Source organism: Actinomyces bouchesdurhonensis, assembly GCF_963540955.1.
In the GTDB taxonomy this organism is placed as follows: Bacteria; Actinomycetota; Actinomycetes; order Actinomycetales; family Actinomycetaceae; genus Pauljensenia; species Pauljensenia bouchesdurhonensis.
In genome coordinates this window covers 26,029-51,378 of record NZ_CAUTSL010000013.1, presented here as the reverse complement: position 1 = coordinate 51,378, position 25,350 = coordinate 26,029, and the positions used below count along the sequence as shown (strand labels likewise).

17 protein-coding genes and 1 other RNA gene are annotated in these 25,350 nt (G+C 63.7%); 2 read left to right on the top strand and 16 right to left on the bottom strand.

Annotation, left to right across the window (positions count from 1 at the left end; translation table 11 throughout):
• Window positions 1-382 precede the first annotated feature (382 nt).
• The 4 genes from RYL44_RS03745 to RYL44_RS03730 form a co-directional block, all read right to left on the bottom strand.
• Window positions 383-2,995 (bottom strand): leucine-rich repeat protein, encoded by a 2,613-nt coding sequence (locus tag RYL44_RS03745; protein ID WP_314975130.1) that lies wholly within the window; start codon window positions 2,993-2,995, stop codon window positions 383-385.
• 385 nt (window positions 2,996-3,380) lie between these two features.
• A complete protein-coding gene (locus RYL44_RS03740; RefSeq protein WP_314975129.1) occupies window positions 3,381-10,004 on the bottom strand; it encodes a leucine-rich repeat protein in 6,624 nt (2,207 codons plus the stop codon).
• 349 nt (window positions 10,005-10,353) lie between these two features.
• Window positions 10,354-10,671, bottom strand: a complete 318-nt coding sequence (locus RYL44_RS03735) for a heavy metal-binding domain-containing protein (protein ID WP_073982743.1) — start codon at window positions 10,669-10,671, stop codon at window positions 10,354-10,356.
• A gap of 117 nt (window positions 10,672-10,788) precedes the next feature.
• Window positions 10,789-11,436: a GyrI-like domain-containing protein gene (locus RYL44_RS03730; RefSeq protein ID WP_314975128.1), complete on the bottom strand. Its 648-nt coding sequence runs from the start codon at window positions 11,434-11,436 to the stop codon at window positions 10,789-10,791.
• Between the two features lie 87 nt (window positions 11,437-11,523).
• Here RYL44_RS03730 and RYL44_RS03725 point away from each other — a divergent pair, with 87 nt between their 5' ends.
• Entirely contained in the window at window positions 11,524-12,351 is an 828-nt protein-coding gene (locus tag RYL44_RS03725) for an alpha/beta fold hydrolase (protein ID WP_390883778.1), read from the top strand.
• Here RYL44_RS03725 and RYL44_RS03720 read toward each other — a convergent pair.
• From RYL44_RS03720 to RYL44_RS03695, 6 genes are all read right to left on the bottom strand, one after another.
• Window positions 12,348-12,959 (bottom strand): class I SAM-dependent methyltransferase, encoded by a 612-nt coding sequence (locus RYL44_RS03720; RefSeq protein ID WP_314804811.1) that lies wholly within the window; start codon window positions 12,957-12,959, stop codon window positions 12,348-12,350. The genes RYL44_RS03725 and RYL44_RS03720 overlap by 4 nt on opposite strands.
• 214 nt (window positions 12,960-13,173) lie before the next feature.
• Complete coding sequence (locus tag RYL44_RS03715; protein WP_314975127.1) at window positions 13,174-13,542, bottom strand: iron ABC transporter; 369 nt, start codon at window positions 13,540-13,542, stop codon at window positions 13,174-13,176.
• 123 nt (window positions 13,543-13,665) lie between these two features.
• Window positions 13,666-13,845, bottom strand: coding sequence for a hypothetical protein (locus tag RYL44_RS03710; RefSeq protein WP_073982745.1), 180 nt, complete (start codon window positions 13,843-13,845; stop codon window positions 13,666-13,668).
• A 94-nt stretch (window positions 13,846-13,939) separates the two neighbouring features.
• Window positions 13,940-14,245 carry a metal-sensitive transcriptional regulator gene (locus tag RYL44_RS03705; protein WP_073982746.1) on the bottom strand — a complete coding sequence of 102 codons (306 nt, stop codon included), beginning with the start codon at window positions 14,243-14,245 and terminating at the stop codon, window positions 13,940-13,942.
• A 2-nt stretch (window positions 14,246-14,247) separates the two neighbouring features.
• On the bottom strand, window positions 14,248-15,924 hold the full coding sequence (locus tag RYL44_RS03700; RefSeq protein WP_314975126.1) for an FAD-dependent oxidoreductase: 1,677 nt from the start codon (window positions 15,922-15,924) through the stop codon (window positions 14,248-14,250).
• Between the two features lie 174 nt (window positions 15,925-16,098).
• Complete coding sequence (locus RYL44_RS03695; RefSeq protein WP_314975125.1) at window positions 16,099-16,458, bottom strand: iron ABC transporter; 360 nt, start codon at window positions 16,456-16,458, stop codon at window positions 16,099-16,101.
• Between the two features lie 114 nt (window positions 16,459-16,572).
• Here RYL44_RS03695 and RYL44_RS03690 point away from each other — a divergent pair, with 114 nt between their 5' ends.
• The gene (locus RYL44_RS03690) at window positions 16,573-16,833 is read left to right on the top strand and encodes a hypothetical protein (protein ID WP_314975124.1); all 261 of its coding nucleotides are present in this window, start codon (window positions 16,573-16,575) and stop codon (window positions 16,831-16,833) included.
• A gap of 80 nt (window positions 16,834-16,913) precedes the next feature.
• On the opposite strand, the gene ssrA is transcribed toward RYL44_RS03690, so the two are convergent.
• From ssrA to ftsX, 6 genes are all read right to left on the bottom strand, one after another.
• Window positions 16,914-17,292, bottom strand: a transfer-messenger RNA (tmRNA) gene (gene ssrA, locus RYL44_RS03685).
• A gap of 192 nt (window positions 17,293-17,484) precedes the next feature.
• Window positions 17,485-19,689, bottom strand: coding sequence for a YhgE/Pip domain-containing protein (locus RYL44_RS03680; RefSeq protein ID WP_314975123.1), 2,205 nt, complete (start codon window positions 19,687-19,689; stop codon window positions 17,485-17,487).
• Entirely contained in the window at window positions 19,686-22,520 is a 2,835-nt protein-coding gene (locus RYL44_RS03675) for a YhgE/Pip domain-containing protein (RefSeq protein WP_314975122.1), read from the bottom strand. The genes RYL44_RS03680 and RYL44_RS03675 overlap by 4 nt, the downstream gene beginning before the upstream one ends.
• A 17-nt stretch (window positions 22,521-22,537) precedes the next feature.
• Window positions 22,538-23,065 carry an SsrA-binding protein SmpB gene (gene smpB, locus RYL44_RS03670; protein ID WP_073982751.1) on the bottom strand — a complete coding sequence of 176 codons (528 nt, stop codon included), beginning with the start codon at window positions 23,063-23,065 and terminating at the stop codon, window positions 22,538-22,540.
• A gap of 86 nt (window positions 23,066-23,151) precedes the next feature.
• Window positions 23,152-24,426, bottom strand: a complete 1,275-nt coding sequence (locus RYL44_RS03665) for a peptidoglycan DD-metalloendopeptidase family protein (protein WP_276739429.1) — start codon at window positions 24,424-24,426, stop codon at window positions 23,152-23,154.
• Window positions 24,427-24,431: 5 nt separating this feature from the next.
• Entirely contained in the window at window positions 24,432-25,346 is a 915-nt protein-coding gene (ftsX, locus tag RYL44_RS03660; RefSeq protein WP_073982752.1) for a permease-like cell division protein FtsX, read from the bottom strand.
• Window positions 25,347-25,350: the final 4 nt, after the last annotated feature.

Sequence of the window (25,350 nt, the reverse complement as noted above, 5' to 3'; positions counted from 1 at the left end):
GGCTTTGTAGCAACGAAAGACAGCCCAAAAACCAACACAACCTGACCTATAAGCCCGAACGCCCCACTGGGCGAGCTCACCACAGCCAAGCAGAAACACCGAGGGGCCAACCTCACGGTCGACCCCTCGGCGCATCCCATCAACACAGTGCACGTTCGCCCAAATAGCTCCTCAGAAGATTCATGCCGACGTGGCCGCTATGGCCGACGTCGCCTTTCCTTGTATGCCTCTACTGTAGGAAGCCAACCTTGCCAGAACGACAACACAACCTGAGAATTCCCTGAGACTTTTCATGCGGACACTGCCCGCAGCGACAGCGCCTGCGCCCCCGGAACACCGGCGACGCAGGCGCGCGGAAGAGGCTTGTCGCCCCTCTCCCGACTCAGCGGATTAGCTGACCGGTCTCGGAGAAGCGGTAGTACCGCCACCCGATCCAGACGCGGCCCGTTGCCATCTGGCCGCTGCCGGGCTTGAGGTAGTACCAGGAATCACCGTCCTTGAGCCAGCCGGTCTTCATTGCGCCGGTCTGCGGGTCAAGGTAGTACGAGTGCGAGCCAACCGTGACCCAGCCCGTGGCCATGGCACCCGTACTCGGGTCCATGTAGTACCAGGAGACCCCGTCGAGAACCCAACCGGTGACCTGGGCGCCCGAGACGTCGTGGTAGTACCACGAACCCTGCTCGAAGACCCAGCCGGTGCGCATGTAGCCGTCGGCGTCGAAGCGGTACACCTGGCCGTCGATGGTCTTGCTCGTGTTGGTTGGGTAGGTGCCATCCGCGTAGCGGTACCGCCAGCCGCGAGCGCCCCAGGCCCACTGGCCCTGCGCGGGCGTCGCGTCAGACGAGGCCTTCACGGTCGTCGAGGTCACGGCGTGGGGATCCTGACGCACGTCGAAGCGCAGCGACGCTTCAGCGCTGGTCGGGGTCCAGGTGTAGGAGAAAGTGGACGCGCTCTGGTCCGAGCTGCCCTGCATCGACGCCCAGTCCTGGAGGATCGTTTCGGTGCCGTCAGCGCTGACCTGCACGACGCGCAGCTCGCGCCCGCCCAGGGTGCCGCCCTGCGCGGAGACGTTGATGGTCGTCGGCGTGCCCACGGTGGTGGTGAGCGTGTACCCGGCCCCGGCCTCGTTGATGCCGGTGCCCGACACACTCACCTGAGGGGTCGTGTACTCGAAGAGGCTCTCCGTGTTGTAGCCGGCGTCCTTCATGGCCGTCTCGGTGAGCGTCCACGCCTTCGAGCCCTTGGGGGCGGCGACGTAGATCTCGGTGCCCGCCTTGAGGTCATCGTCCATGTCGGCGGCGAGCTTGATCTCCTCGACGGTCGAGGGCAGCACCAGGACGCGGGGAGTGTCGAACCAGAAGGTGAATCGGGTCATCCCCTCGCCGAAGTAGGCGCTGTCGGGACGCCCGTTGGAGGCCTTGCCCTCGTAGTAGAACTCGCCGTCGTTACCGCCGCGCACGATGATGTGGCGCGGGGTGGTGGTCCCACGCGGGGTCATCCACAGTTCCGTGACCTTCGTTCCCAGCTCGATCGTGTCCAGGCCGTTGTTGACCAGGCCGCGGGCAACCGTCACCGAGTCAGGAATGACGAGATCGGTGAGGTTCGTATCGCCATCGAAGGCGCCGTAGCCGATAGTCGTCAGCCCCTCGGGCAGGACGACGCGGCGCAGGGAAGTGTTGTTCGCGAAAGCAGAGTCAGCGATCGCGACCGTTCCGGCGGGAACCGTGACGTCGGCGTCCGTCTTCGTGGGCAGGTACAGGACGAGGGTGCGCCCCGCGTCATCCTTGCTGTACAGGACGCCGTCTTCTTGCGAGAAAACCGTGTTAGCGGGGTCCACGGTCAGCGAGGAGAGGCTGCTCGCGTCCACGAACGCGGATTCGCCGATGGTGGCAAGGCCCGAGCCCAAGTGGACAGACCTGAGGGCAGTGTTGGAGGAAAACGCCCCCTGACCGATCGAAGTCACCGAGTCGGGCAGCGTCACAGAGATGAGAGCCGTGCCCACGAAAGCATAGTCGCCGACATCGGTCAGTCGGTTCAGGTCGGGGCGGAAGTTCACCTCGGCGAGCGCCTTGTCGTAGCGGAATGCGCTATTGGACAGCGCCGTGGTGCCGCCCAGGTCGACGCGCTCCAGCTTAGGCATGTACCAGAAAGCCGTGTCGTCCATGGACTCGAAGCCGTCGGGCAGGGTCAGGGAGGTGATCTGCGAGCCCACGAACGCGCCCTTGTTCACGGAGCGCAGGCTCGAGGGCAGGGTCAGGGAGGTGATCTGCGCAGAGGAGAAGGCACCCTCGTCAATGGTCGAGGTTCCCTCAGCGACCGCGTAGGCCCCTCCCTTATTCTTTGCCTGCGGGTAAGTCGCCAGGTGTGTGCCGCCCTGCGCGTACAGGACACCGTCGAGGCTCTGGTAGTTCAGGTTCGCGGCGTCAACCTCGATGCTCTCCAGGAGCGGGGTTCGCGCGAATGCGGCGAAGAGGCCATCCTCCTCGACATTCGCACCGATGTGCACGGAGCGCAGCTTCTCCATGTCACTGAAAGTTTCCTGACCCACGGTCTTGACCGATCGCGGCAGCGTGACGCTCTCAAGAGCCGTGTATGTGAAGGCGCGGTCCCCGATCGTCTCCAGCTGCGAGGGGTGCGCATCCTCGTCCTGGAAGGTGACCTGGGTGAGCGGCTGGCCAGCGAATGCAGAGTCGTCGATCGCGCGCACACTCGCGGGAATCCACACGCTCGTCAGCTGCGCATTAGTGAAGGCGTTCGAGCTGATCTCGGTCACGCCCTCGGGGATACGAACGTCCGTCGCAGTGCCCGTGTACGACACGAGTACGCCGTCGGCGTCGATAGTGAATCCATCATTATTGGCTTGCGGCGCGGCGGCTACTTTCACCTGAGCGCCCGCGCTCGGGCTGGCCGCGAAAGCGGCGGGCATACTGACGGCGGTCAGCGACAGCGCACCGGCGAGCGCTAACGCCAGCACCGAAACTTTCCCACGGGACATAAGTGACCCTCTCTGTTGACATTGGGTAAAACAAAGGCCCATGCCATCATAGTGTAAAAACCCTGAACTATATCCCTCGTAGGAATATTCCGTCCGTCGCGAAACCCCCCTTCTTGCCACCCATCGTCTGTTAACCATCCGTTTTCCACGATGTATCAAAAGCAAGCTCATGACAACAGGGATACACGGACACAGTCAGACACGTGTCGCAAATGGCACGATCAATGTCACATAAGCATGCTAACCACATGGTCTGACAAACTCAATGCGCGTGTTTAGCAACGAATCAATCACGCCAGGCCACGCACGCCGCAGGCAGCTACGTCGAGGGGCCGGCCGACCGGCCCCCCGACGCCTTCTCGTCTCAACCGCTATGATCACGCGGTCATGTCCACTGGCCAGAATCAGAGAAGAAATACCATGTCTGCCCGATCCGCACCCACCCGGTGGCCATCGCACCCGAGGCCTTCAGGTAGTACCAGGAATCACCTCGGTGCAGCCAACCGGTGACCATAGCGCCATCAGCAGGATTGAAGTAGTACCAGGTCCCGCGGATCATCATCCACCCCGTCGCCATTGCGCCACTATCGGGATTCAAGAAGAACCACGAGGCACCGTCCCTCAGCCACCCGGTCGCCATCGCGCCACTGCCGGGCGTCATGTAGAACCAGGACGACCCGAGGCGCAACCAGCCAGTAGCCATCGCACCCGTCTCCTCATCCAGGTAGAACCACGACGAACCGTCCCTCACCCAGCCGAGCGCCTGAGCACCCGACTCCTGGTGATAAAACCACAAGCCGCGGTCCAGCACCCATCCAGTACGCATGTACCCATCCGCACCAAAACGGAACACAGAACCACCGATGGTTACCGCTTGGCTCGAGGGGAACGACCCATCAGCGTAGCGGTACCACCAACCCCGCGCATCACAGACCCACGCGCCACTCGTCGGGGCAGGCTCCGGGGCAGGCTCCGGGGTCGGAGCGGGGTCGGGGGTCGGGTCCGGCGTCGGCGCGGGGTCGGGCGTCGGAGCGGGGTCCGGCGTCGGAGCGGGGTCGGGCGTAGGCGCGGGGTCGGGGGTCGGAGCGGGAGCACCCAGCATCGCCAGTCGCACCTTGTTGGTCAGGTACGACGCGTCGCGCACCTCGACGCGCAGAGCCACATCAGTGCCCGACGGGGTCCACGGGAACGTCGCGGACGCACCCGCCGCGCGGTCACCGCCTACGCTCATGTCGGTCCAGTCACGTACCAGCGTTTCGGCGCCATCGGCACCGACCTCGAAAGCGCGAACCTGCTGGGTGCCCGCGATACCGCCCGTCACCGAGGCAGTAATCTCCACCGCAGACCCAGCCGGGTCCGCGAGCGTGTACCCCGCCTCGGCCTCGGCGATGCCCACGCCAGACAGAGCCACGGACGGCGCTGTGTAGGCGTGCAGCTGCGCCACATTAATACCAGCCGCTTCGAGCGCGGCCTTCGCGACAGCCCAAGCCTGCGAGTCCTCGCCGCCCGCAACGTAGACCCGCGTGTCCTCCTTCTTCTCATCGCTCAAATCCTGCTCGAGGTCGAGGCGGGTGAGCGTCGCAGGCAGGACGAGGACGCGCGGAACGTCCACGCCGAAGGAGATAGACGTCATGCCCTCGCCGAAGAAAGCACTCTCGCGACGCCCGTTCGTCGGCCAACCGTCGTACACGAAAGAGCCATCTACGCCGCCGCGCACGACGATGCGACGAGGCATCGGCACCCAGCTGCCCTCCATGCGAATCGAGCGCACCTTCGTACCGTACTCGACCAACTCCACGGAGTTGCCCACGACACCCGTTGAGGTCTCCACCGAATCCGGTATGACCAGCTCAGTCAGGGCCGCGGCACCACTGAAGGCATCGTCTCCGATAGTCCTCACCCCCTCGGGCAGGACGACGCGGGTCAGCGTCTTGTTGTTGGCAAACGCCGAGGCGCCGACCTCGACCGTGCCCGCGCGCACCGTGTAGTCGGTGATGGTATTCGCCGCCGGGGAGAGCAGGAGGTGCAGCCCGTCGGCGCCCGTGCGGTACAGGACGTTGCGCTCGGCCGAGTACACCGCGTTATCGGCGGACACGGTCAACGTGGCGATCGTGCGGTCGTTATACAGGGCGGTCTCGCCGAAGGAGGATACGCCCGCGCCGATGTGGAACGAGGCCAGGGCCGAGTTCTCCGAGAAAGCCTGCTCGCCAACCGTGGTCACCGAGTCGGGCAGACTCACGGTAGGAACCGCGGTGCGGCTCAACGCGAAGTCGCCAATCGTCGTCAGGCGCCCCAGCTCGGGACGGAAATTGACTCCATTCTTGGCGCTCGTGGACTCGAACGCGCTGCCACCCAGGGAGATCGCGCCTCCCAGATCAATGCTGTCCAGCTTGCCAGCAGAGCAGAAGGCACAGGTGCCGACCGTCTCGAACTTCTCGGGCAGGGTCAGCGCGGTGAGCGCGGAGAGGCGGAACGCCTCGTCCCCGATCACGCGCAGACTGTCGGGCAGCGCCACGGCGGTGATGCCCGCCTTCTGGAAGGCCTTGGGTGCGATGCTCGCGACCCCGTCCAGCACCGTGTACGAGCCGCCTGTGTTCTTGGCTGCCGGGTAGAGGATCAGGCGCGAGTGGTCCTTGGAGTACAAGACCCCGTCGATGCTCTCGTAGTTCGGGTTCGCGGGGTCGACCTCGATGCCGGTCAGCGCGGTAGTCTCTGCGTACCCCGAGGTCAGTGCATCAGCGGCGACGTTCGGCCCCAGCTTGATCGACGTGAGCGCCGAGTCGTAGTCGAAGACCTCAGCGCCGATCGTCACCACGGAGCGAGGCAGCTCAATGGCTTCCAGGCTCGTGTTCGCGAACGTGCGCTCACCGATCGTCGTGAGCTGGGAGGGGTGGGCCGGATCGTCCTGGAAGGTGACCTTCGTTAGCGAGGAGTACATGAAGGCCTCGTTGCCGATGCTGCGCACGGCGGCGGGAATCGTCACGTGTTCCACGGTCGAGCTCGCGAACGCACGCTCGCCGATGTCGGTGACGCCCTCGGGGATGACGACGTCGGTCGCACTGCCCTTGTAGGCCGTGAGAACGCCGTTCTCGTCGATCTCGAAGTCGTCGGCGTCGGCTGCTCGCACCGTGACGGGGATCGAGGCGGTCTTGGCAGCGCCCGCCGCGTCGGTGACGGTCGCGCTCAGCGTGCCCGCTCCAGCGTGATCTGCGCCCGTTACCGTGGCGCTCGTCGTTACCGCGACGCCGACGACCGTGGCCAGGTCGGCGGGTTCCACCGACCAGCTAATGTCGCGGCCCTGCAGGGAGGGCGCCAGGTAAGCCTTCACGGTGCCTTCCTCGCCCACCTTGACGGCCAGCGAGGATTGCTCCAGCTCAATGCCCACATCCTCGGAGATCGTGCGCACGTGGACCTGCGCGGCGGTCGACAGGCTCGGCTGGGTCGCGTCGGTTGCAGTGATGGTCGCGTCGCCCGCAGCCACCGCACTCACCTCGCCACTCTCGCTCACGGTTGCCACGGCCTCGTTCGAGGAAGACCACGCGAGGTCGGTGACGTTCGCGTTCGAGGGCTCGTAGGAGGCGGTGAGCACGAGCTTGTCGCCCGCGACGACCGTGGAGGTCTGCGGGGCAAGCGACAGGGAGGTCATCGGGATGGTCTGGAAGCGGATCTGCTGGCGGGTCTGGTTCTTGCCCCAGTCCCACGCGTACAGGTAGGAGGAAGCCGGGTCGGTAGAATCCGCGCGGTCGACCAGATCCTTCCAGGCGATCTCGTAGTGCTTGGAGTATGTGCCGTCAGGCTGACGGTTCGCGCCCGCGGCTTCCTTCTCGTCGTAATAGTGACGAGAGTCGGGAGACTCGGAGAAAGCGATGCCAGCCAGAGGCGAATGATCGGAGACATCGAAGGACACGACGCGCCCCTCGTCCTCGCCCATCACCGCAACGTTCGAGATGACGGGCGCCTGGGTGTCCAGGGAGAACTGCCAGGTCATCCGCTGGGTCGAGGACGAGGGAGCCACGGAGGAGGCCTCGATCGTCAGCGTGTAGCGCCCGTCGGGCAGCTCGTTGCCGGCCTCGTCGAAACCGTCGAAGACCGGATTGTTGCCCTCCTGGCTCTCGACGGGCACAACCGCGCCCGCGGAATAGTTGAACAAGGACTTCTTCGCACGCTCGAAGGCGTAGGAGCGCACAGTCTGGCCGGCCTCGTTCGTGTACGTGTAGGTCAGCTTCGGCGTGTTACGCAGCAGGCACGTGCGCGGCAGCATCTTGCTGGGCGCCTCCTGAGCGTCCGAGCGGGACATGATGAAGGAGGCGGGATCGACGACGCGAACATCATCCGGGTCCTGCCCAACCAGCGGGTTGAGCGCGCCCAGGGGAACGTCCGTCGCCGGGTTCATGAGGGTCGAGGAGCAGGCGTGCGAGTCGTTCGTCGTGCCGTCGTCCCACTTGCCGTCGAAAACGGCGGGCGCGCCCCACGACCCGTAGAAGCCCATGTAGGGAACGGTCAGGTCGGGTTGCCCGTCGCTGCTCGTGAAGGTGACGACTCCATCGATGAAGGTGCCCTTGGGAGCGTTGGCGTTCGCGTAGGAGGCGAAGGCCGAGCGCGGGGTCACCGTGACGGTCACGGTGGCGGTTCCCTGGGCGGGGACTGTCACCGAGTCGGCGGAGAAGGTCAGGTCGATGCCCTGCCCCGCCCAGTTCGTGGAATGCTGCGTGAAGAGCCCGTCCTCGACGATCTCGGACAGCGCCTGGCCGCCCAGGGTGTAGGAGCGGGCCTCGTTCGAGACGTTGGTTAGGCTCACCTGGAAGGTCCAGCCCTGCGTGCCATCCCCCAGGTCGGCCTTGGGGCGCGAGGGGTTCGCGGCGCCCACCACGGTCGGGTAAACGGACGAGGTCGTGGCTGCCAGGGCGTCCACCTGGCCTGCGCCGACGCGACGCGGCGAGTAGTAGGTGCCGTTGTTCTGGTCGACGTCGAGCAGCGGGTGGGCTGTGCCCATCAGGAAGTTCGTGACGATCGAGGTCTTCTCGGAGGCGCTCAGGTCGGCGAACGCGGGGTCCTCATTGATGCGCTGGCGCACGAGTGCGGCGATGCCCGCGACCTGCGGGGTCGCCATGGAGGTGCCGGACATGGAACGGTACTGGTTGCCCAGCACGGCGGCCATGATGTTACCGCCGGGGGCGGCCACCTCGGGCTTGAGTGTGAGATCCGGGGTGACGCCCCAGGACGTGAAGTCCGAGACCGTGGGGTTGGCGGAGGCCAGCGCGAGGCCCTCGTGCGGATTCGAGATGGAGATGGAGCGGGAGTCGGCGGCGCTGATGGCCGCGATCAGCACATCCTTCTCCTTCTTCGTGATAGTCACGGTTGGCATCGTGTGGGTGGACTCGATCGTGGCCACGTAGGGGGTGTCCGTGTCCTCGGAGTCCCCGATGATGAGGGCGGCGGGCTTCGAGCTCAGCTTGGTGAGCGCGCTGACCTTGGCCTCGTGCGTCATGTCGGCCCCGGTCGCGCTATCCGCCCCGCCACGGTCTTCAAGGACGATGGTTGTCGACAGGTCACCAGGATGCTGGACGAGCATCTGCTCCAGGGCGGCAGCGTCGCCAATCCCGCCGTAGATCAGCGTGTAGGTTCCCTCGGGGATGTCGAGCAGGCTGGGGACGACAGCGTCCTTGAGGCCGCGCGACTTGCGGTAGACGATCTGCTTGTCACCGTGGGTGAGGTAGGGCAGGGCGTCCTGGTTGTTCACCGATGCAACCGCCAGGGTCGAGGAGTAGGAGGCGGGTTCCGAGACTGTACCCGCGTCAGGGTCGCTCGCGTACGGTTGATTCTTCCCGCTCTTGTTGTCATAAGCACTCGAATATGAGTTGCCTGCAGCGGCGTTGACGGTCACGCCCGCGGCGGCGAGGTTCTTGTAAACCTCTGCGTAGACGGTGCCCGCCTCGGTTCCCATACCGGCGTCGTCGCCGAGGGAAAGGTTGATCGAGTCGGGCTTGATGATGACAGCGTCATCGAGGGCGGCGAGCACTGTGCTGTCCGGGATCGCACCATCCTTGTCGGCGGCGACCTTCGCGACGATGATCTGCGCGTTGGGGGCGGTACCCTGCAGGTCGGGCGCATTGGCGGCGGCGATCGAGGCGACGTGTGTGCCGTGGGAGAGATCCTTGGTGGAGGTGGGAAGCACGTTTGCGTCGTTGTCCGCGTAGTCGTAGACGAAGGGGATCTTCGAGTTCAGGTACGCGCCACTCTTGCCGTGGCTGAGCTTGCCCACGAGGGACTCGACGTCTCGCTGTGTCAAACGTACGGGCACACCCTCCATGGAACCGGAGAAGGCCTGGTGTGTAGCTTCGATACCCGTGTCGATAACCTCGATGACTTGTTTGTCACCCTTCTGTGTGCTCTGGTTTGCTCGGGTCATCTCCAGGGAGGAGGCGTTCTTCAGACCCGGGTTCACCGCGCCGACTTCGCTCGCCGCATTGTCGTCGTCCACGACCAGCGGCTTGAGGTGGCGCTCGATGAAGGCGGTCTTGACGCCCTCGGTGTTTTTGATGGCCTCGAGGGAGGAGGCGGGGGCACTGAACGCAAATCCGTCGAATGCATGGGTGTAGTCGGCGACATCGGTGACGTCGGCACCGGGGACCGCTTGCTCGACCGAGGTCTCGATGCGATCCTTGACCGTCTCATGCTTGGTCTGGGAGGAGAGTCCGAAAATCCTGCGATACCAAGGAATACCGACACTTCCATCCTCGAGCGCGACGATGATCGTCGCCGGGGTGTCGTCGGTACTCTCGGGCACAGCAGCCGGGTTAGGATCCCCGGCCTCGTCGGTTGCACCGGACTGGGGCCCGTCTGCCGATTGCGCCTCGTTCGACGAGGCCTGGGTGCCCTGGGCAGCCCCGGCGGCGACGCTGGGCGCCTGGGTTTCCTCCTCGGCGAAGGCCGCCGGGGTATTGACTGCGGTCGCGGCGAGGGCGCCGGTCACTACCAGCGCCAGTGCCATGATGGAACGATGGGACATCTCTGGCTCACTTGATTGACAACTGGGCATCGGATGCGTTCGCGTCGAAGCGAAACACCCACTGTCAAGACTAGAGTGACCAGTCGCAAGAACCTAGTCCCAGCCCTCTTTCCGCTCACCATGTGTCAAGAGCTTTACCCCACAGCATTCATAGGCTACACTGCCATGGCTAAGCGTTGCCTTAGTTTGATTTTTTCTCGGCCACCTCTGTAGGCCACCAGCTCCCCATCACCAAGCCACAGTGCACGGACCCAGAGACGAAAACCCGCAGGGAGGCCTCGGGCATCATCGCTCATGACCCTCCCTGCGAGTTCACGAATCAAGGTGGCGCCACCCCAGTGGCGCTTCGTCACAGGATAACGGCCGTTCCCGTCGCGATCGCTGCGAGCATGCCGTTATTCGTGCCAGCGGTGAAGTAGTCGACCTTCACGCCGACGACGGCGTTGGCGCCCATCGCCTGCGCGCGGGCACACATCTCGTTGACGGCGGTAGCCGACGCGTTACCGATCTCCTCCTCGTACTGGGAGGCACGCCCGCCGAACATGTTCGACAGGCCCGCGCCGAAGTCCTTGAACATGTTGACGCCAGCGAAGGTCTCGCCGGACACCATACCGATATAGCGCTTGATCGGGGTGCCCTCAACGGTCGGGGTCGTCACAACTAGCATCTTGTTCTCCTTTGGTTAAGTCGTGAACAGACCAACAATACCTATGCCCCCGCCACGGGGCCACCAGGGAAGCCCGAGCGGCGCGGCGGCCGTCTTGTCAGGCTCGGATGCCGCACCCTACTGCGCGGCTGCCGACCGGCGCTTAACGGGGTGCCGGATGATCGTCTTCAACTTGTCGGGGGCAACCCTGCGGGCGTCCGACAGGTAGACCTCGTGATGACGCCTCGCCTCCGACAGGTCGAGCTCATAGCCCGCCTCCCGCGCGTAAGCGTCCATGGCCTCGACCGTGGCTGGTTCACTGTCGTAGCTGCCCACGTGCAGGCACTGGACGCACAGCCCCTCATCCACCACAAGAAATTCGGCGATCGAGCAGTCAACCTTCTTTTTCTGCGTCGCCTCCTGGACCGCCCAGTCAAAGACCTCGCGCGTCACGAAGTCCGGCAGGCGAATGAGCGCGATCCAGTGGAAGGCCTCCTTGTGGGCGTAGTCGGCGCCCTCGACGCCGTCCTGCCACCAGAAACCCTCAAGGGGCGGCACGACGAAGTCAACGTAGCCGTCGATCTGGCGGGTACCCTTCTTACTCATCTTGATGGTGTAGGAGATGGCGTACAGGATCGCAATCGCTCGCTGGTAGGCGCCGTTGTCCTCGGTGGGGTCTCCGCTGCCGCGCACCGCCACGACGGTCATGGGAGGGACCTCGACGATGCTGGGTCCCTTCTTCGGGGCGTACAGTTCCTTGCATTCCTTCTTCACGTCGTAGGCCACGTCGCACTCCTTCGGTTGCCAGCCAGGATACCGCGATCCCCTCCCGTGAATCCACCTCCGCCGCGGCATCTCGGTGGTAGCATCTGATTGTCCACTCGATTCACGGGCGCGCCGGTGCGCCCGACGCTCATGCAGAGCAACGCCATGAAAATGCACGTCTACGACTCCAGCGCCGACGACTCCCCCACCGTCTTACTCATTCACCCGATGCTCTCCTCGGCCTCGGGCATAAAAATTGCGGTCGCCGACCACATGGGCGCGGGGCTGCGCTTCCTCGCGCCCGACCTGTCCGCCCACGGGGACGAGGCCTCGGCCCCCTACGTGTCAGCAGCCAACGAGGCGGCGGCGATCCACTCCTGGCTCGTGGAACACGATGCCACGCACCTGGCGCTCATGTTCGGGGCGTCACTCGGCGGGGTCATACTCTTTGAACTGCTGCGATTCCCCGACCTCTCCTTCGATCGGGTGTTTGTTGAAGGGGTGAGCTTCTACTCGGGCGGGCCCGTGGCCCGGGCGGGAGGAGCCGTCCTCGGCCGCGTCATGATCGCGAAGCGCCGCAAGGCCGCGCGCGACCCCGAGGTCGGGGTCCGCAAGCTCGCGCGCCTCTTCGGTGAGGAGGCCGCGCGCCCCATGACCCACTCGCTCATCGCGATGAGCGAGGAGAGCATCCGCGCGATCGCCCGCGACTGCTCACGGGTCGCTCTCCCTCCCCTCTCCCCCGCCACGTCGCGGCGCTGCACGTTCGCCTACGGGGACAAAGACTCGGACCTGCGCCTCGCGCGCCGCACGATCCCCCGGCTCTACCCCGACGCGGAGCTGCGCGTCTGGCCGGGATGGGGGCACTGCGAGCGCATGAGCCGCGACTCGGTCGCCTACGGGGCGATGCTACGCGAGCTCACGCTGGCCGGCCGCTAGTCCCGCCGCTTCCTATTGGGCAGGACGGCGATGACGCAGGGGATGCGGCCGCGCACGAGGCGGTAGCGGGCCTCGGCGTACCCCATCCCCTCGACAAACGCCCGGTACGAGGCCTGGGTGAAGCGCCGCTCAAAGCCGACGCCGAGGCGGGCAAGCAGAGCGGGGATCATGCCCTGCTTACGTTTCAGGGGCTCAATGTAGGTGGGGAGGATGATCGTCCCGCCGGGCCTGACGACGCGGGCGAGCTCGCGCAGGGCTTGCTCGGGGTCGGGCAGGAGGTGGATGACATTGCCGGCGACGGCGACATCGAACGAGTCATCGGCGTAGGGCAGGGCCGTGATGTCTGCTTGTTCAACGGTGACGTTCGAGCGCTTCGCGAGCTTCTTGCGGGCTTGCGCGAGCATGCCGTCGGAGTAGTCCGTGGCGACCAGGCGCGCGCAGGCGGGAGCGATGGCGGCGCTAATCGCGCCGGTGCCGCACGCGCACTCCAGGACCTCGTCGCCCGGGCCGATCATCTGTGCGACGGCGAGTGCCGTGCCCTCATACGAGGCTCGGTTCACCGTGTTTTCAAAAGCGTCGTACAGGGGCGCGACCCGATCCCAGAACATTGCTGAACACCTCCGTGTGCCTGTCGAACGCGTACACCGACGGTGACGCACCAGTACGCTACTGGGAATGCTACGCCCGCGGCTGCGATGCCGGTGCGAAACAAGGTTTTGTGCACGGCAACAGAAGCACGAGGACACATCCGGATAGGATGCACGCATCCGGATAGGCTATGCGCATCCGGATAGGTTACTAAGCTATCCGGATGTTCGTAACCTATCCGCGTCCTCGCGCGCGGCGCGCGTGGATGAGCGCGCCGACGCCGTGGGCCGCGAAGCCGAGGACGCTGTAGCCCACCCCGTAGATCAAGGCGCTGTCGTTCAAGAACAGGAACATCGGCGCCAGGAAGCACGCGAAGGGTGCGAGCAGCCACAGGAGGCTGAAGCCCTCCTTCACGCCGTCCCACGCGCCGAAGACCATCGCCAGGAGGGGCAGGATGACGAGCAGGATCAGGAACACGAGGCTCTTCACGATCTCCATCGAGTCCGAGATGCGCGAGACACCAAACCATGCCGCCGGTATCAGCAGGTAAATACCGAACAGCACGACGATACGAATCCACGTTGATTTTGTCGTCCACCTCATGACTCAATGATACCTGTGTCGCACGAATATAAACTCTCTTTGACACGTCAGCATGACGGTCGCTGAGAAATGCGCGAAAATCCGGCGTCACGGTGGGCGCAACGCTGCCAGAGGAGCGCAGGACTAGCTGAAGAAGCTGCCGAAGAAACCGCGCTTCTTCTCGGCGGCAGCATACTCCTCGTCGGTATGGTCCTTATCGCACCACTGATCCGCGGGCACCTTCTCCTTCACCGAGTCGATGTGCTTGCCGCAGCCCTTCCAGGTGGTCTTTCCGCAAACCTCGCAGGTGGTGGGTCGACACACGATATTTTCCTTCCCTTGTTGTGCTTCGAATCCGTCGGCGAATCCGCGCCATGGTGCTATGAGTTCTCCCCAGTGGGCTGGTTGCGGCGTCGCATTAGGCCAGCCGGAGGAACAACTGTTCGAGCTCTTCGAGCGTCACGCTCCCGGTTTTGACGAGAGATTCTACTGCTTCGGGCGCCAGAGCATCATCGTTTCCGTGGTCCGAGTCCGCGATCGTGCACTGGGACATAATCGTGGCGACCGCGAGGTAACTGGCGCGCTTCATCGCAGAGTTGACGGCCGCGAACTGGGTGAGCACGTCCCGGCAGTTCGCGTCCCCGCTCTCGATGTGCTCGATGAGGCCGTCGAGCTGCCCGCGAGCACGCTTCAGACGATTCAGGACCTGTGTCCGTGTTGCCATACTCAGTTCTTCTCCTTGACCAGTACAGCATCGGCCCGGTCTCCGAGCCATGCTCGCAGCGTCTGAATGCCGCCCGAAAGCATCGTCACGTTGAAACCTGCCGCGCGCACGATGCGGTAGCCGATCCAGGAGCGCACGCCGACGGCGCACATGACGACGAATGGCCGCTCTCCGACACTCTCGTCAACCCAGGTGCGGACTTCGTCCAGGCGGTCGCGCAGCTGCGTGTGCGGGATGTTCAGGGAGTTCGGCATGTGCCCGGTCGCGTACTCCCCCGGCGTGCGCACGTCGAGGATCGGCGTCTCCTCGGTCAGTGCATCCGGACCGGTCAGGACGAGCTCGCCGGTCAACACGTTGTGGGCGACCATGCCGGTCTGGTTGACGGGGTCCTTAGCCTGGCCGTACGGCGGCGCGTAGGCGAGGTCGAGGTCAATGAGGTCCGGAGCCTTCAAGCCTGCTCGCATGGCGGTCGCGATCACGTCGATGCGGCGGTCCACGCCGTCGGCGCCCGCGGCTTGCGCGCCGAGAATCTGCCCGCTGGTACCCACGTGCATGAGGATGTGCACGGGCTTGGCGTCCGGGAAGTAGCCCGCGTGCTGGTTCGCGTGCGTGTGCACCGTGAAGTACTGCGTGCCTGCCGCGTCCAGGGCCTGGCGATTCTCGCCCGTCATGGCGGCGGTGAGTCCGCCGACGCGGACGATCGCGGTGCCCTGGGGCCTCGGAATGGGGCGCGCGGTGACCGCGCCGCTTGCCGCGTCGGCGATCGCGTCGGCGATGAGGCGTCCGCCGCGGTTCGCGGGTCCAGCCAGGGCGACGGGGCGGTCGTGGTCGCGACCGACCGTGGCGTCGCCGACGGCGTACACGTCGCCTGCGCTCGTTCGCCCGCGGTCGTCGACGAGGATGTAGCCGCCCCTGGTCTCGATGCCGGCAGCCTCGGCGATGGCCGTGTCGGGGCGGACACCGGTCGATAGGACGATGACGTCGGCGCTCAGCTCGGTGCCGTCGGACAGGGTCACGGAGTCGTGGTCGTCTCCGTGGGAGATGGACTGGGCGGCGACTCCGGCGTGAACGTGCACGCCGAGTGCGCGCAGCTCCTGGGTGACCAGGGTTGCCATCTCGACCTCGAGGGGCGGCAGGACGTGCTCGGCGAACTCGACGAGGTGGGTCTCGAAGCCTCGGTGCGTGAGGGCCTCGGCGGCCTCGATGCCGATGAAACCGGCCCCCAGTACGAGGGCGCGAGTGCCCGGCGCCTCGCGGAGGGCAAGGGCGTCGTCGACCGTGCGCAGGGTGTGCACGCGCGGGGAGTCGAGGCCGTCGATCGGGGGCCGGGCGGCGAAGGCTCCCGGGGTGAGGATCAGGTAGTCGTAGGAAATCGTGTAGGCCTCGCCAGTTTTCGTGTTGGTGACTTCGACGGCGTGCGCGGCAGGGTTGATCGCACTGGCCTCGGAGTTGATGCGCACGTCGAGGTTGAGCGCCGCTTTGAGGGATTGCGGGGTGTGGAGGAGGAGCCTTGCGGGGTCGACTATCTCCCCGCCGACGTAGTACGGGAGTCCGCAGTTTGCGAAGGAGACGTATGGGCCTCGCTCCACAACGATGATGTCTGCTTCTTCATCGCGGCGACGTAGGCGCGCTGCCGCGCTCATGCCGCCCGCGACCCCTCCGACAACGACGACTCGCATGTGCCGCTCACTTTCTTTTTTGATCGGAAAATCGCCTCCAATAACTCGACTAAGAATACCCCTAGGGGTATCTGCTGGCAAGTAGTAACACCCACCTCTGCAACGAGCAGACCCCACGACCCGCACGACACCTCACGGGCGAGGCCCGAGCTAACAACCACGCAGAAGCAGCAACTAGCGCGAACCGGAGCGATGAAGAAGCGCACCCAGAACGTTCGCGACCAGTCCGAACACTGCGTAACACGCACCGTACTTCAAGGCACTGTCGCCAAAAAACAGAAACATCGGGGGCAGAAAGCACACAAACGGGGCAAGCAGCCACAGAAGACTGAACCCATCCTTCACGCCATCCCACGCGGCAACCGCGATCGTGAGCAGCGGCAGAGCAATAAAGAGGATCGTCAACGCGAGGGCTTGCGCATCATTATCCGCGTTGACCATCTGACGAACGCCGAACCAAATGCCCGTCGCCCCCATGTCCACACACGCCAGCACAACGATTCGCACCCACGTTGCTCTTGTCGCCCACCTCATACCATCAACATTACCGAACAACGAAGGTGAAACACAGGACCAGGCACCCGTGTCTCAACCATCCTGCGGTGACACCGCTCTACCGAAAACAAGCACATCAGCTAATGTCAACGCATGGACCATGACACGGTGACATCGTTTGTTCAAGACACCATCACAGAACTCGAACGGCGCAACGCCCTTGACGCCGTTGAATACCTGCGCATGATGCTCGAGTGCGACGGCCCCGACGTTGACGGCGCAGTCTCGTCGCTCGTCAAATACGGCGCGGTCACGGTCGCCTGGATTGATCGGCTCGCAGCGATCAACGAAAAATCTGCGGGACTCTTCGACGAAGAACTAGCGGAGCTGCGCGAGGGACTCTCGGGCGCCTAGGCCCGCTTCGCACCAAACACGAACGACTCGAACACACAGACAAAACCCCGGGCTTCCAACGGAAACCCGGGATTTGAGATGGGTGGAGATGGGGGGAATCGAACCCCCGTCCAATAGCCGACCCCGAATTCTTCTCCGAGCGCAGTCTACGACTTTATTTCTCAGCCCCCAGCGCCCGCGTAGACTCACCGCCAGATAGGCTCAGTTGATTGAGTGTCGGAGCAGCCCCACCAACATGGGCAGCCCCCAGTGGCTTCCTAAACGACGCCAGACACCGAGCCGGAAGCAACTCCCGGGCTGACGGACTAAAGGCTCAAGCTGCGAAATCAGGCAGCGAGAACGTAGTCGGTGCGATTCTGTTCGGCACCTATTGGTTTGCACGCATCGTTAACGAGTTGAGCGTACATTCTCGGCTCGCTTCACTTCGATCGACGACCACTGTCGAAACCGATCATCCCCTCTTGAGTTTTCAACTCTCCGACGCCCAGCATCACGCCAGACCGTCAGACACATCAGCATACGCCCACGCACCCCAAACGTCAAGGGAAAACAGGAGCCACCCGGGCGGCCGCGCGAAGCCCCGACAACGAGCCACCGCCTCGTCCCCGACGGAGCCCACCAGAGCCCCAGAGGCACCCGACAGCGCAAGCCTCACAGGAGTTTCGTCGACTCCAGTTTGGCCACCATACGCCGATTACTGCGCACCAGCAGCGGACGCAGCGCCAACCCCAGGAACGCGGCAAACACAATGAAAGACGCCAGAGACCACATGGCGTCCCCGTATTCGTGTCCCGAGTAGCCGGCGATGGCCGCACGCAACGCAGTGATCGCGTGCGTGGCAGGCAAGAACGGAGAGATCATCGAGAAAGACGACGGCAGGATTTCCAGCGGGAACGCTCCCCCAGCACCGGAGATCTGCAGGACAAGCAAGAGGACGCCCAACGCTTTGCCTGCGTTCCCAAACGTCGCAATGAGCGTATACAGCAGAAATGAGAACACGATGGCCGTCAGCCACAGAGTCCCCATGAACTCCAACGGATGATTGTGCTGCACCTTCAAGAAATACAGGTCACCCAGCCCCACCAAGGTCGCCTGAGCGAGCGCGATCGTCCCAAAGATCAGATAACGCCCCAAGAACCCCGATGACAAGCGCACGGGTGAAGAGACCAGAGCCGCACGAAGGGGGTCGTCCTCGGCCAAGCCCCAAGCGACGTTCTCGTCGGTCACGTCGGAGCGGATCGAGACGACCATGAGGACAGAGCCGACCCACAGGGCCAAGATCGAGTACATGGGCGCCATCTGGGAGCCGAAGTTCTCGACTGGAAACACGGGAGTCGTCTCGATCCCGACGGGCGCCGCGATCGCGGCAGCAAGCGCTTCAGGGTTGTTCCCAATGGCTGTCTGCAGCATCGTCAGGTCGCCGCTGGAGAGAGCCTCCGAAATGGATTCGTGCAGCGTATCCAGTTTACCGGCCGCGTCGCGCAGGTCTGTGCCCGCGCCAGTCAACGTATCGCGAATACCGGTGAGCTTATCGCGCGCACTATCGGAGCCGGTGGAAGTCGTCGAGGCCGCAGAAGACAAAGTTGCGCCCATCGCGCTCAGCGAGGCCTGCGCGGAAGACAGCGTCGAGGCCAGCTCGTCGAGCTTCGGTTTCAGGTTCGTGTTGTAGTCCTCGGACAGGCCATCGATAGACTGGTGCGCCTCACTGATGAGAGCGTTGACGGAATCGTGGTTAGTTGTCGCGTCCGTTGTTTTCGTAGACAGGTCGGTTGCCGCGCCACGCAGGTTAGTTGCCAATGTTCGCAAACGATCGGCAGCCCCCTGCAGTGAATCAAGGGTCGACTGGGACACGGGCGATCCGGGAAGCGCCGACAGCGTCGTCTTGATGGTCTCATAGGATGCCGCGTGGGAGTCCAAAACGTCCGCCTGCGAGTTCAGAGAGGTGGCCGCGTCGGTCGCTGTCGTCGTGCCCGTCGTGTACACGTTGTCAACCGCGCTCGACAGTGAATCGAGTGAGGTTTTGGACGACTCGATGGCGCTCGACACGGACGCGATAGCTGCCGTCGCGGCGGCGGTCAGCCCGCTGGTTCCTGCATCTGCGCTCGTCGCCGCGGACTTAGCGGGGGAGGTAGCGGTACTCACATTCGATATGAGCGTGTTCGTCGAATCGATGAGGGCGATCGACGAACTCACCATCGACGAGTATGAGTCAGCGCTGTCGGCGGCCGTACGCAGACGGGTGGCGATGGTCTGTACGCGGGTATCGAGGTTGGTGACGGCCCCGACGGCGCTCGGTGAGGACAGTGCCTCACCCATGGAAGTCGCCGTGTCCAGCGCGATCTCAGCCAGAGTCTGAGTAAAAACCTGATTAACCTGGGCGCTGACGGACTGCGCTCCCTGCCCCGCGAGCTTCGGGCTGATGCCGTTCTTCTTCTCGTTGACGTAGTAGGTCATCGGCGCGCTGGTCGCGTCGCCGTCGAAAAAGGTCAGCATGTCCTGCGAGAACTCAGCGGGGATGACAATCGCCGCGTAGTACTCACCTGAGCGCGTCCCCTCAATTGCCCCCTCTTCGCTGGCGATCACCCAGTCGAAATTCTCGTTGGTGCGCAGCGCGGCAACCACCTGGTCGCCGATGTTGATATGAAGAGGAACGAGATCCGATTTATACCCCTCGTCTGTGTTCGCAATGGCGATGCGCAGGGAACGCGTATTGCTGAAAGGATTCCAGGACGCGGCGACGTTAAACCACGTGAACAGGGAGGGAATAACAACAAGCCCGAAGATCACGACGATCGTGATGAGCGAGCTGCGCGCGCGCGACAGGTCAGCGCGGTAGATGGTCCACATGGTCTTCACGTCGTCTCCTCCCCGGCGGTGCCGATCGCGCAATCATCGGTGCCACTGTCATCTTCGCCCGCGAGGCCGGGGTCGGCCTGGTCGGTCTTGTGAGCCTGCGCCAAACTGTCCTCATTCACGAGGCCGGGGTCGGCCTCGTCCGGGTTCGTGTCCTGCTCTGCAGGATCGTCGCCCGCGAGGCCGGGATCGACCTCGTCCACGGTGGATTCGCCATCACCCCCGTGCTCAGCGTCATACAGCGCGAGCGAAGCCGCCAAGGCGGAAGAAATAGACGCCCCAACGGCGGCCACGCCAACCGCTATCCGAGAGCGCGCCCCCTTCACGCGGCGCGTAAGCAGGGAACGCACATCACCCTCGTCCATGGTGCCCAGGAGCTGCTGACGTTCCAGGGCCTGGCGCACGTACTGCAAGCCAATGAGGAACGTGATGACCGCGAGCACCCACACGATCCAGGCACCCAGAATCAGAGGAACCTCCGCCGCACTGGTGACCGACAGGACCGACAGGACGGCAGGAACCAGGACGCCGACAACGATCGCGCCTCGCCGGATGTGCGGGTAACGCCGTTCAAAGCGTGCCGCACGCGTGAACACGGACCGCTGAAAACCCTCATGGTCGGCCAGCGCCGCCACGATCTGGGTCAGGCGATAGCGATTGGAAGGCACACGCGTCTCCTCTGCAATGAATAAGCCGGAGGACGACAAATCCCGCGTGATCATCGCATTCAGATTCACCAAGTAGGGGCGCAACGCAAGACCGACAGTGAAGGCAACCAGGGCGTGCATTCCCAACGCCCCGAGTGCCATCACGAAATCATGACGATAAAAGCCGGCGACCGTCTCACGCAACGCGTTGATCCCGTACGTGAAAGGCAGCAGTGGGTGCAACATACGGAAGAAGGACGGCATCATTTCGATCGGATACAGGCCGGCAGCACCAGGAATCTGTATGACCACGATGACGACGCACAGGCCCTTGCCGATGTGCTGGAAGCAGGTCGCCAGCATGTAGACGATCGACACAAACACCACAGAGATGAGCATGGACGTACCGACGAAAGCTAGGCGCGACACCGTCTGAACCCCGATGATGAGGTCGCCGATCGACACCACGAGCGCCTGGATGAGACCGAAACACGCTAACAGCATCCAACGCCCCATGTATTTCGCCGACGAGGACACGGGACCCACACCGTCCTCATCCACGTCAAGTTTGACGAGGAGGACAAGGGAAAACGCCCCAATCCACAGCGCGAGATTCGTGAAAAGCGGCGCCATGGCCGATCCGTAGGCGGCGACCGGGAACACGGCCTCGGTCTCGATCGATGTCGGCGACGCCATGAAGGACGCGATCGACTCCGCGTTAGTGCCCAGAGAGGTGGCCAGGTCACGCAGCGTGTTGGAGGAGGAGATCGACGACAGGTCCGTGGTGGCCGTGTCCAGGTCGGTCTTGATTGTACCCAGGTTCGTGGCGCTGGTCGCCGTAGCGCTCTTCGCCTCAGTGAGCAGCGTATCCAGCTGGTCGAGCAGGGTAGACACCTGGTCACGTTGGCTGCTGAGCGTATCTAGCGAAGAACGCATCGACGAGGAGGCGCTGGAGAAGTTATCCAGGGCAGTCGAAAGCGTCGGGAGCTGGCCAGAGACACCCGCACGAGCGTTCGACACGGCAGTGGACACGGAGGAGGCTGCTGTCGACGCGGAGGTCAGCGCCGTCGAGACCGACGTCGAAGACCCAGACAGGTCCGTGTTGACGGTCGTCAAGTCTGCGATGGCCGTCGACAGCGAGGAGTTCTGGTTCGTCAGGTCCGTCAGCACGGTTCCAGCCACAGGCAGATTCCCCACGCCAGCTGCCTGCACGTCGGACAAAACAGTGCCAACCGACGTGTTGATCGAGTTTCCCTCCACGAGGAGCCCGTCGAGCTTACCCGTCGCCGCCTGCACAGCGCCGTCAAGACTGCCCGCATCCGCCGACAACCCCGCCAGCGCGTTCGTCGTGTTCGTGGAAAGCCCGTCAAGAACGGAACCCATCGAACCGGAGAAGGTCGCCAGGGAGGTACGCGAGTCCGTCACCAGTTGAACGGCAGTGTCCAGTGACGCCGACAAATCGGTGATCGCTGTATCCAGCTGTGTCAGCGTCGTGCGGGCAGACGACACGGATTCCTTCGCCGAGTCGATCGTTGTGCCCATGCCGGACAGGGACGTCGACGCGTTGCCCAGCTTCGTCGACGCCTCCCCCATCGACGTCATCAGCTCCGTGCGCGCAGCGTCCGCCTGATCCGCGATGCTCACCCCGGCCTCGGACGCCTTCTCCGACAACGCTTTAGCGACCGCAGAGACAAACGCTGAATTAATCTGGCGATCGAGCGCGGTCGCCCCCGCCCCCGTGATCTTGGGGGCGACCGCGTTGTTCTTCTCGTTGACGTAATACTGGATATTCGGCCGGACGTACGTTCCATCAACGACACCCGTCAAGTCGCGCGAAAACGAGGCCGGGATGACGAAAGCAGCATAGGAATCCCCGTGTTCCACCTCGGCGCGGGCCTCATCAGCGCTCACCAGATGCCAGCCCAACTGATCATTCTGCTTGAGCTTGTCCGAGACCATCGAGCCGACATTCACGGTCCCCAGGGTCTCCTTCGTCGCGCCCTCGTCCTCATTGGCCACGGCCACTTTGATCTGCGACGTGTTCGCATACGGGTCCCAAAAACCCACGATGTTGAACCACGCGTACAGCGCGGGGACGAAAGCCACACCGATGATGACAATCCACGCGACAGGCACTGTGACCAGTCTCAACAGATCGCGACGAAAAATCCTGACCGAACCGGGCACGCTATCGTCTTCTTTCGTTACCGCCGTGCTTGCTTGACATAGCGACGCATCGCTCGCTCGGCCTCGCGCTGATCCTGCTTCTCGCGCAACGCCTGGCGCTTATCCCACTCCTGCTTGCCCTTCGCCAGGGCAACCTCGACCTTCACGCGCCCACCAATGAAATACAGCTCCAAGGGCACGATCGTGTAGCCCTTAGCAGCCACACGGTCCTGCATCCGGCTGATCTCGGCGCGGTGCAGCAACAGCTTACGCTTGCGCGTCGGAGCATGGTTGGTCCACGACCCCTGCGAGTACAGGGGAATGTTAGCGCCGTACAACCACGCCTCTCCCCCATTGATTTCCACCCAAGCATCCACCAGGGAAGCACGCCCCATACGCAGAGCCTTGACCTCGGTGCCCATGAGGGCCAGGCCCGCCTCCCACGTGTCCTCGATCGTGTAGTCGTGGCGCGCCTTCTTGTTACGGGCGATCGTCTTCTTCGCGTCGGAGGCAGCCTTGGCACGCTGGCCCTCCGTCGGCTTGGGTTTCTTCCATTCCTTAGGCATGGCGCCTCCTCTCAGACTCGTGTGCGCACACCGTGCGCGAAGACCCCCGTAGCATGGGTCGCTACGGGGGTCTATCCTAACGCGGATTACAGGTAATTCATGGGTTCAACGTAGTTCCCATTCTCACGCACACCGAAATGCAGGTGGCAGCCGGTCGCGTACCCGGTTGAACCAACCTCGCCTAGCGCGTCACCCGCGTTGACGTATTGCCCCGGCGAGACATACTGTGCCTGCATGTGCAGGTACTCGGTGATGACGGAGTTCCCGCCGACAATGCCGTGGTTGATGTCCACGTAGTTACCTGCCGAATAGTCCGACGACACCGCGTTGACATAACCCGACGCAACGGCGCGAATAATCGTGCCGCAGCTAGCCGCCATGTCCGTGCCCGAATGCCCCTTCATGATGCCCAGCACCGGGTGGTAGCGCATACCGAAGGGGCTTGTCACGACGATCGGAATGTCGAGGGGGCTGCGGAAACCTGACGACGACGTGTACGACACGCCGGACGCCTGATTGGCCGCATCAATGGCGGCGAGCTCCGAGCTACGAGCCTCGTAGTCGGCCTGCGCCTGATCGAGCGAAGCCTGAACTTCACCTTTCTGGGCATCCCATTCGGACTGCTTAGTAGAAGCCTGTTCCTTCAAGGTGTTGAGTTCCGTGAGCTTGGCATCGGCATCGTCCTTAGCGGTCTGCGCGTCCGCTTCCGCCTGCGCGGCCTGCGCCTCGAGGTCGGCAATACGATCCGTGATCGCGCCTTGACGCGTAGACTGCGTGCGCTGAGATGAGGACACGTCCAGCGCCGCGGTCATTGTCTGATTCTCTGTTCGCAGCGCCATGTCGGCCGCAGCCGCGCGCTCCGTGATCGACTCGGTCCCGCCCGCCGTCAAAGCAACGGCGACTGGATCCACGTTCCCCTCTCGGAACTTGCGGCGCGCCAGCTCGGCGATCGCGCGCTGTGAGTCGTCGGCCTGAGTATTCGCAGCATCCAGCGAACCGTCGATACGGCTCTGTTCACCCTGCGCGGCGCTAAGCTGCCCCAGGATCGTCGCATGCTCGCGGGACTTGCTGTCGTATTCAGCAGCGGCAGAATCGTAGGCTGCCTGGGCGGCGGGAATCTGACCGTTGAGGTTTTGCAAGTCGATATATACCTGCGCCAGGGACGCATCGATTCCCTCCAGCTGAGACTGAAGCGCATTGACGGTCGCCTGGGCTTGCTCAGCGGCATTCGCGGCGGCCTCGCGGTCGCCGTCCGCGCGCGCGGGCAGCGTCTGACCCAAGGCCAGGAACGAGGCGAACACGAGGGCCAGAGCACCCGCGCGGATCGTTGTGGCACGGAAACGACGAGGAGAACGAGCCATGAGAATCACGCCTTGGTGTACTTCGCGAGCGAGAACGCAGAAGCGATCACCGCCAGAGCGACCGCCGCCAGGACCAAGACTGGCGTCATGATCGCCACCTCACTCATGCCGATAAAGTTCGTCCACTTGAAGGCGGGAGCCATCCATCCTTGGACAACAAAGTGCACGCCCGCGAACAAGGAACCGATCGCCAACGCCGCACCGACCAGCGCAGCGAGCGCGCCCTCAATCATGAACGGCGCTTGAATAAACAGGTTCGAGGCGCCCACGTAACGCATGATCTGGGTTTCCTGCTCGCGGCTCATTGCGCTCAGGCGAATTGTCGTAGAGATCAGCAAGATGGCGGCCACAACCATGATTGCGCCCAAGCCCAGGGCTGCTGTGCGAGCGGCACCCAGGACTCGGAACAGGGGTTCAACGACCTCACGCTGGTCACGGACCTCAGACACGCCAGCGGTCCCGGAGAACTCCTCCTTGACCACGGAATACTGCTCGGGGTTGACCAGCTTGATGCGGAAAGAGAACTGGAGCATGTCCGGGGTGGTCCACTGGGTCAGTGCATCGTTGCCGTTCAGACGCTGGAAGTTCTCGTAGGCCTCTTCCTTCGTCTCCTCATACACGTTAGCGACGTAGGGCGTCATCTCTGCCGACGCCAGCTTTTGGCGTACAGCGTCAATCTGCTCGTCTGTTGCCTCGACTGAGTTGCAGTTCGGGGCGGCATCGTTGATGGCACACATGTAGATAGTGACCTCAATCTTGTCATACCACTCCGACTTCATCTTGGACACCTGCATCTGCGTTAGGCCAGCGATGCCCACGAAGAGGAGGGACACGAAAGTCACGAGGATCACAGCAACGCTCATCGCGCGGTTACGCGACAGACCTTTTCCGACCTCGGACAGAATAAAACGAAGTTTCACTGGT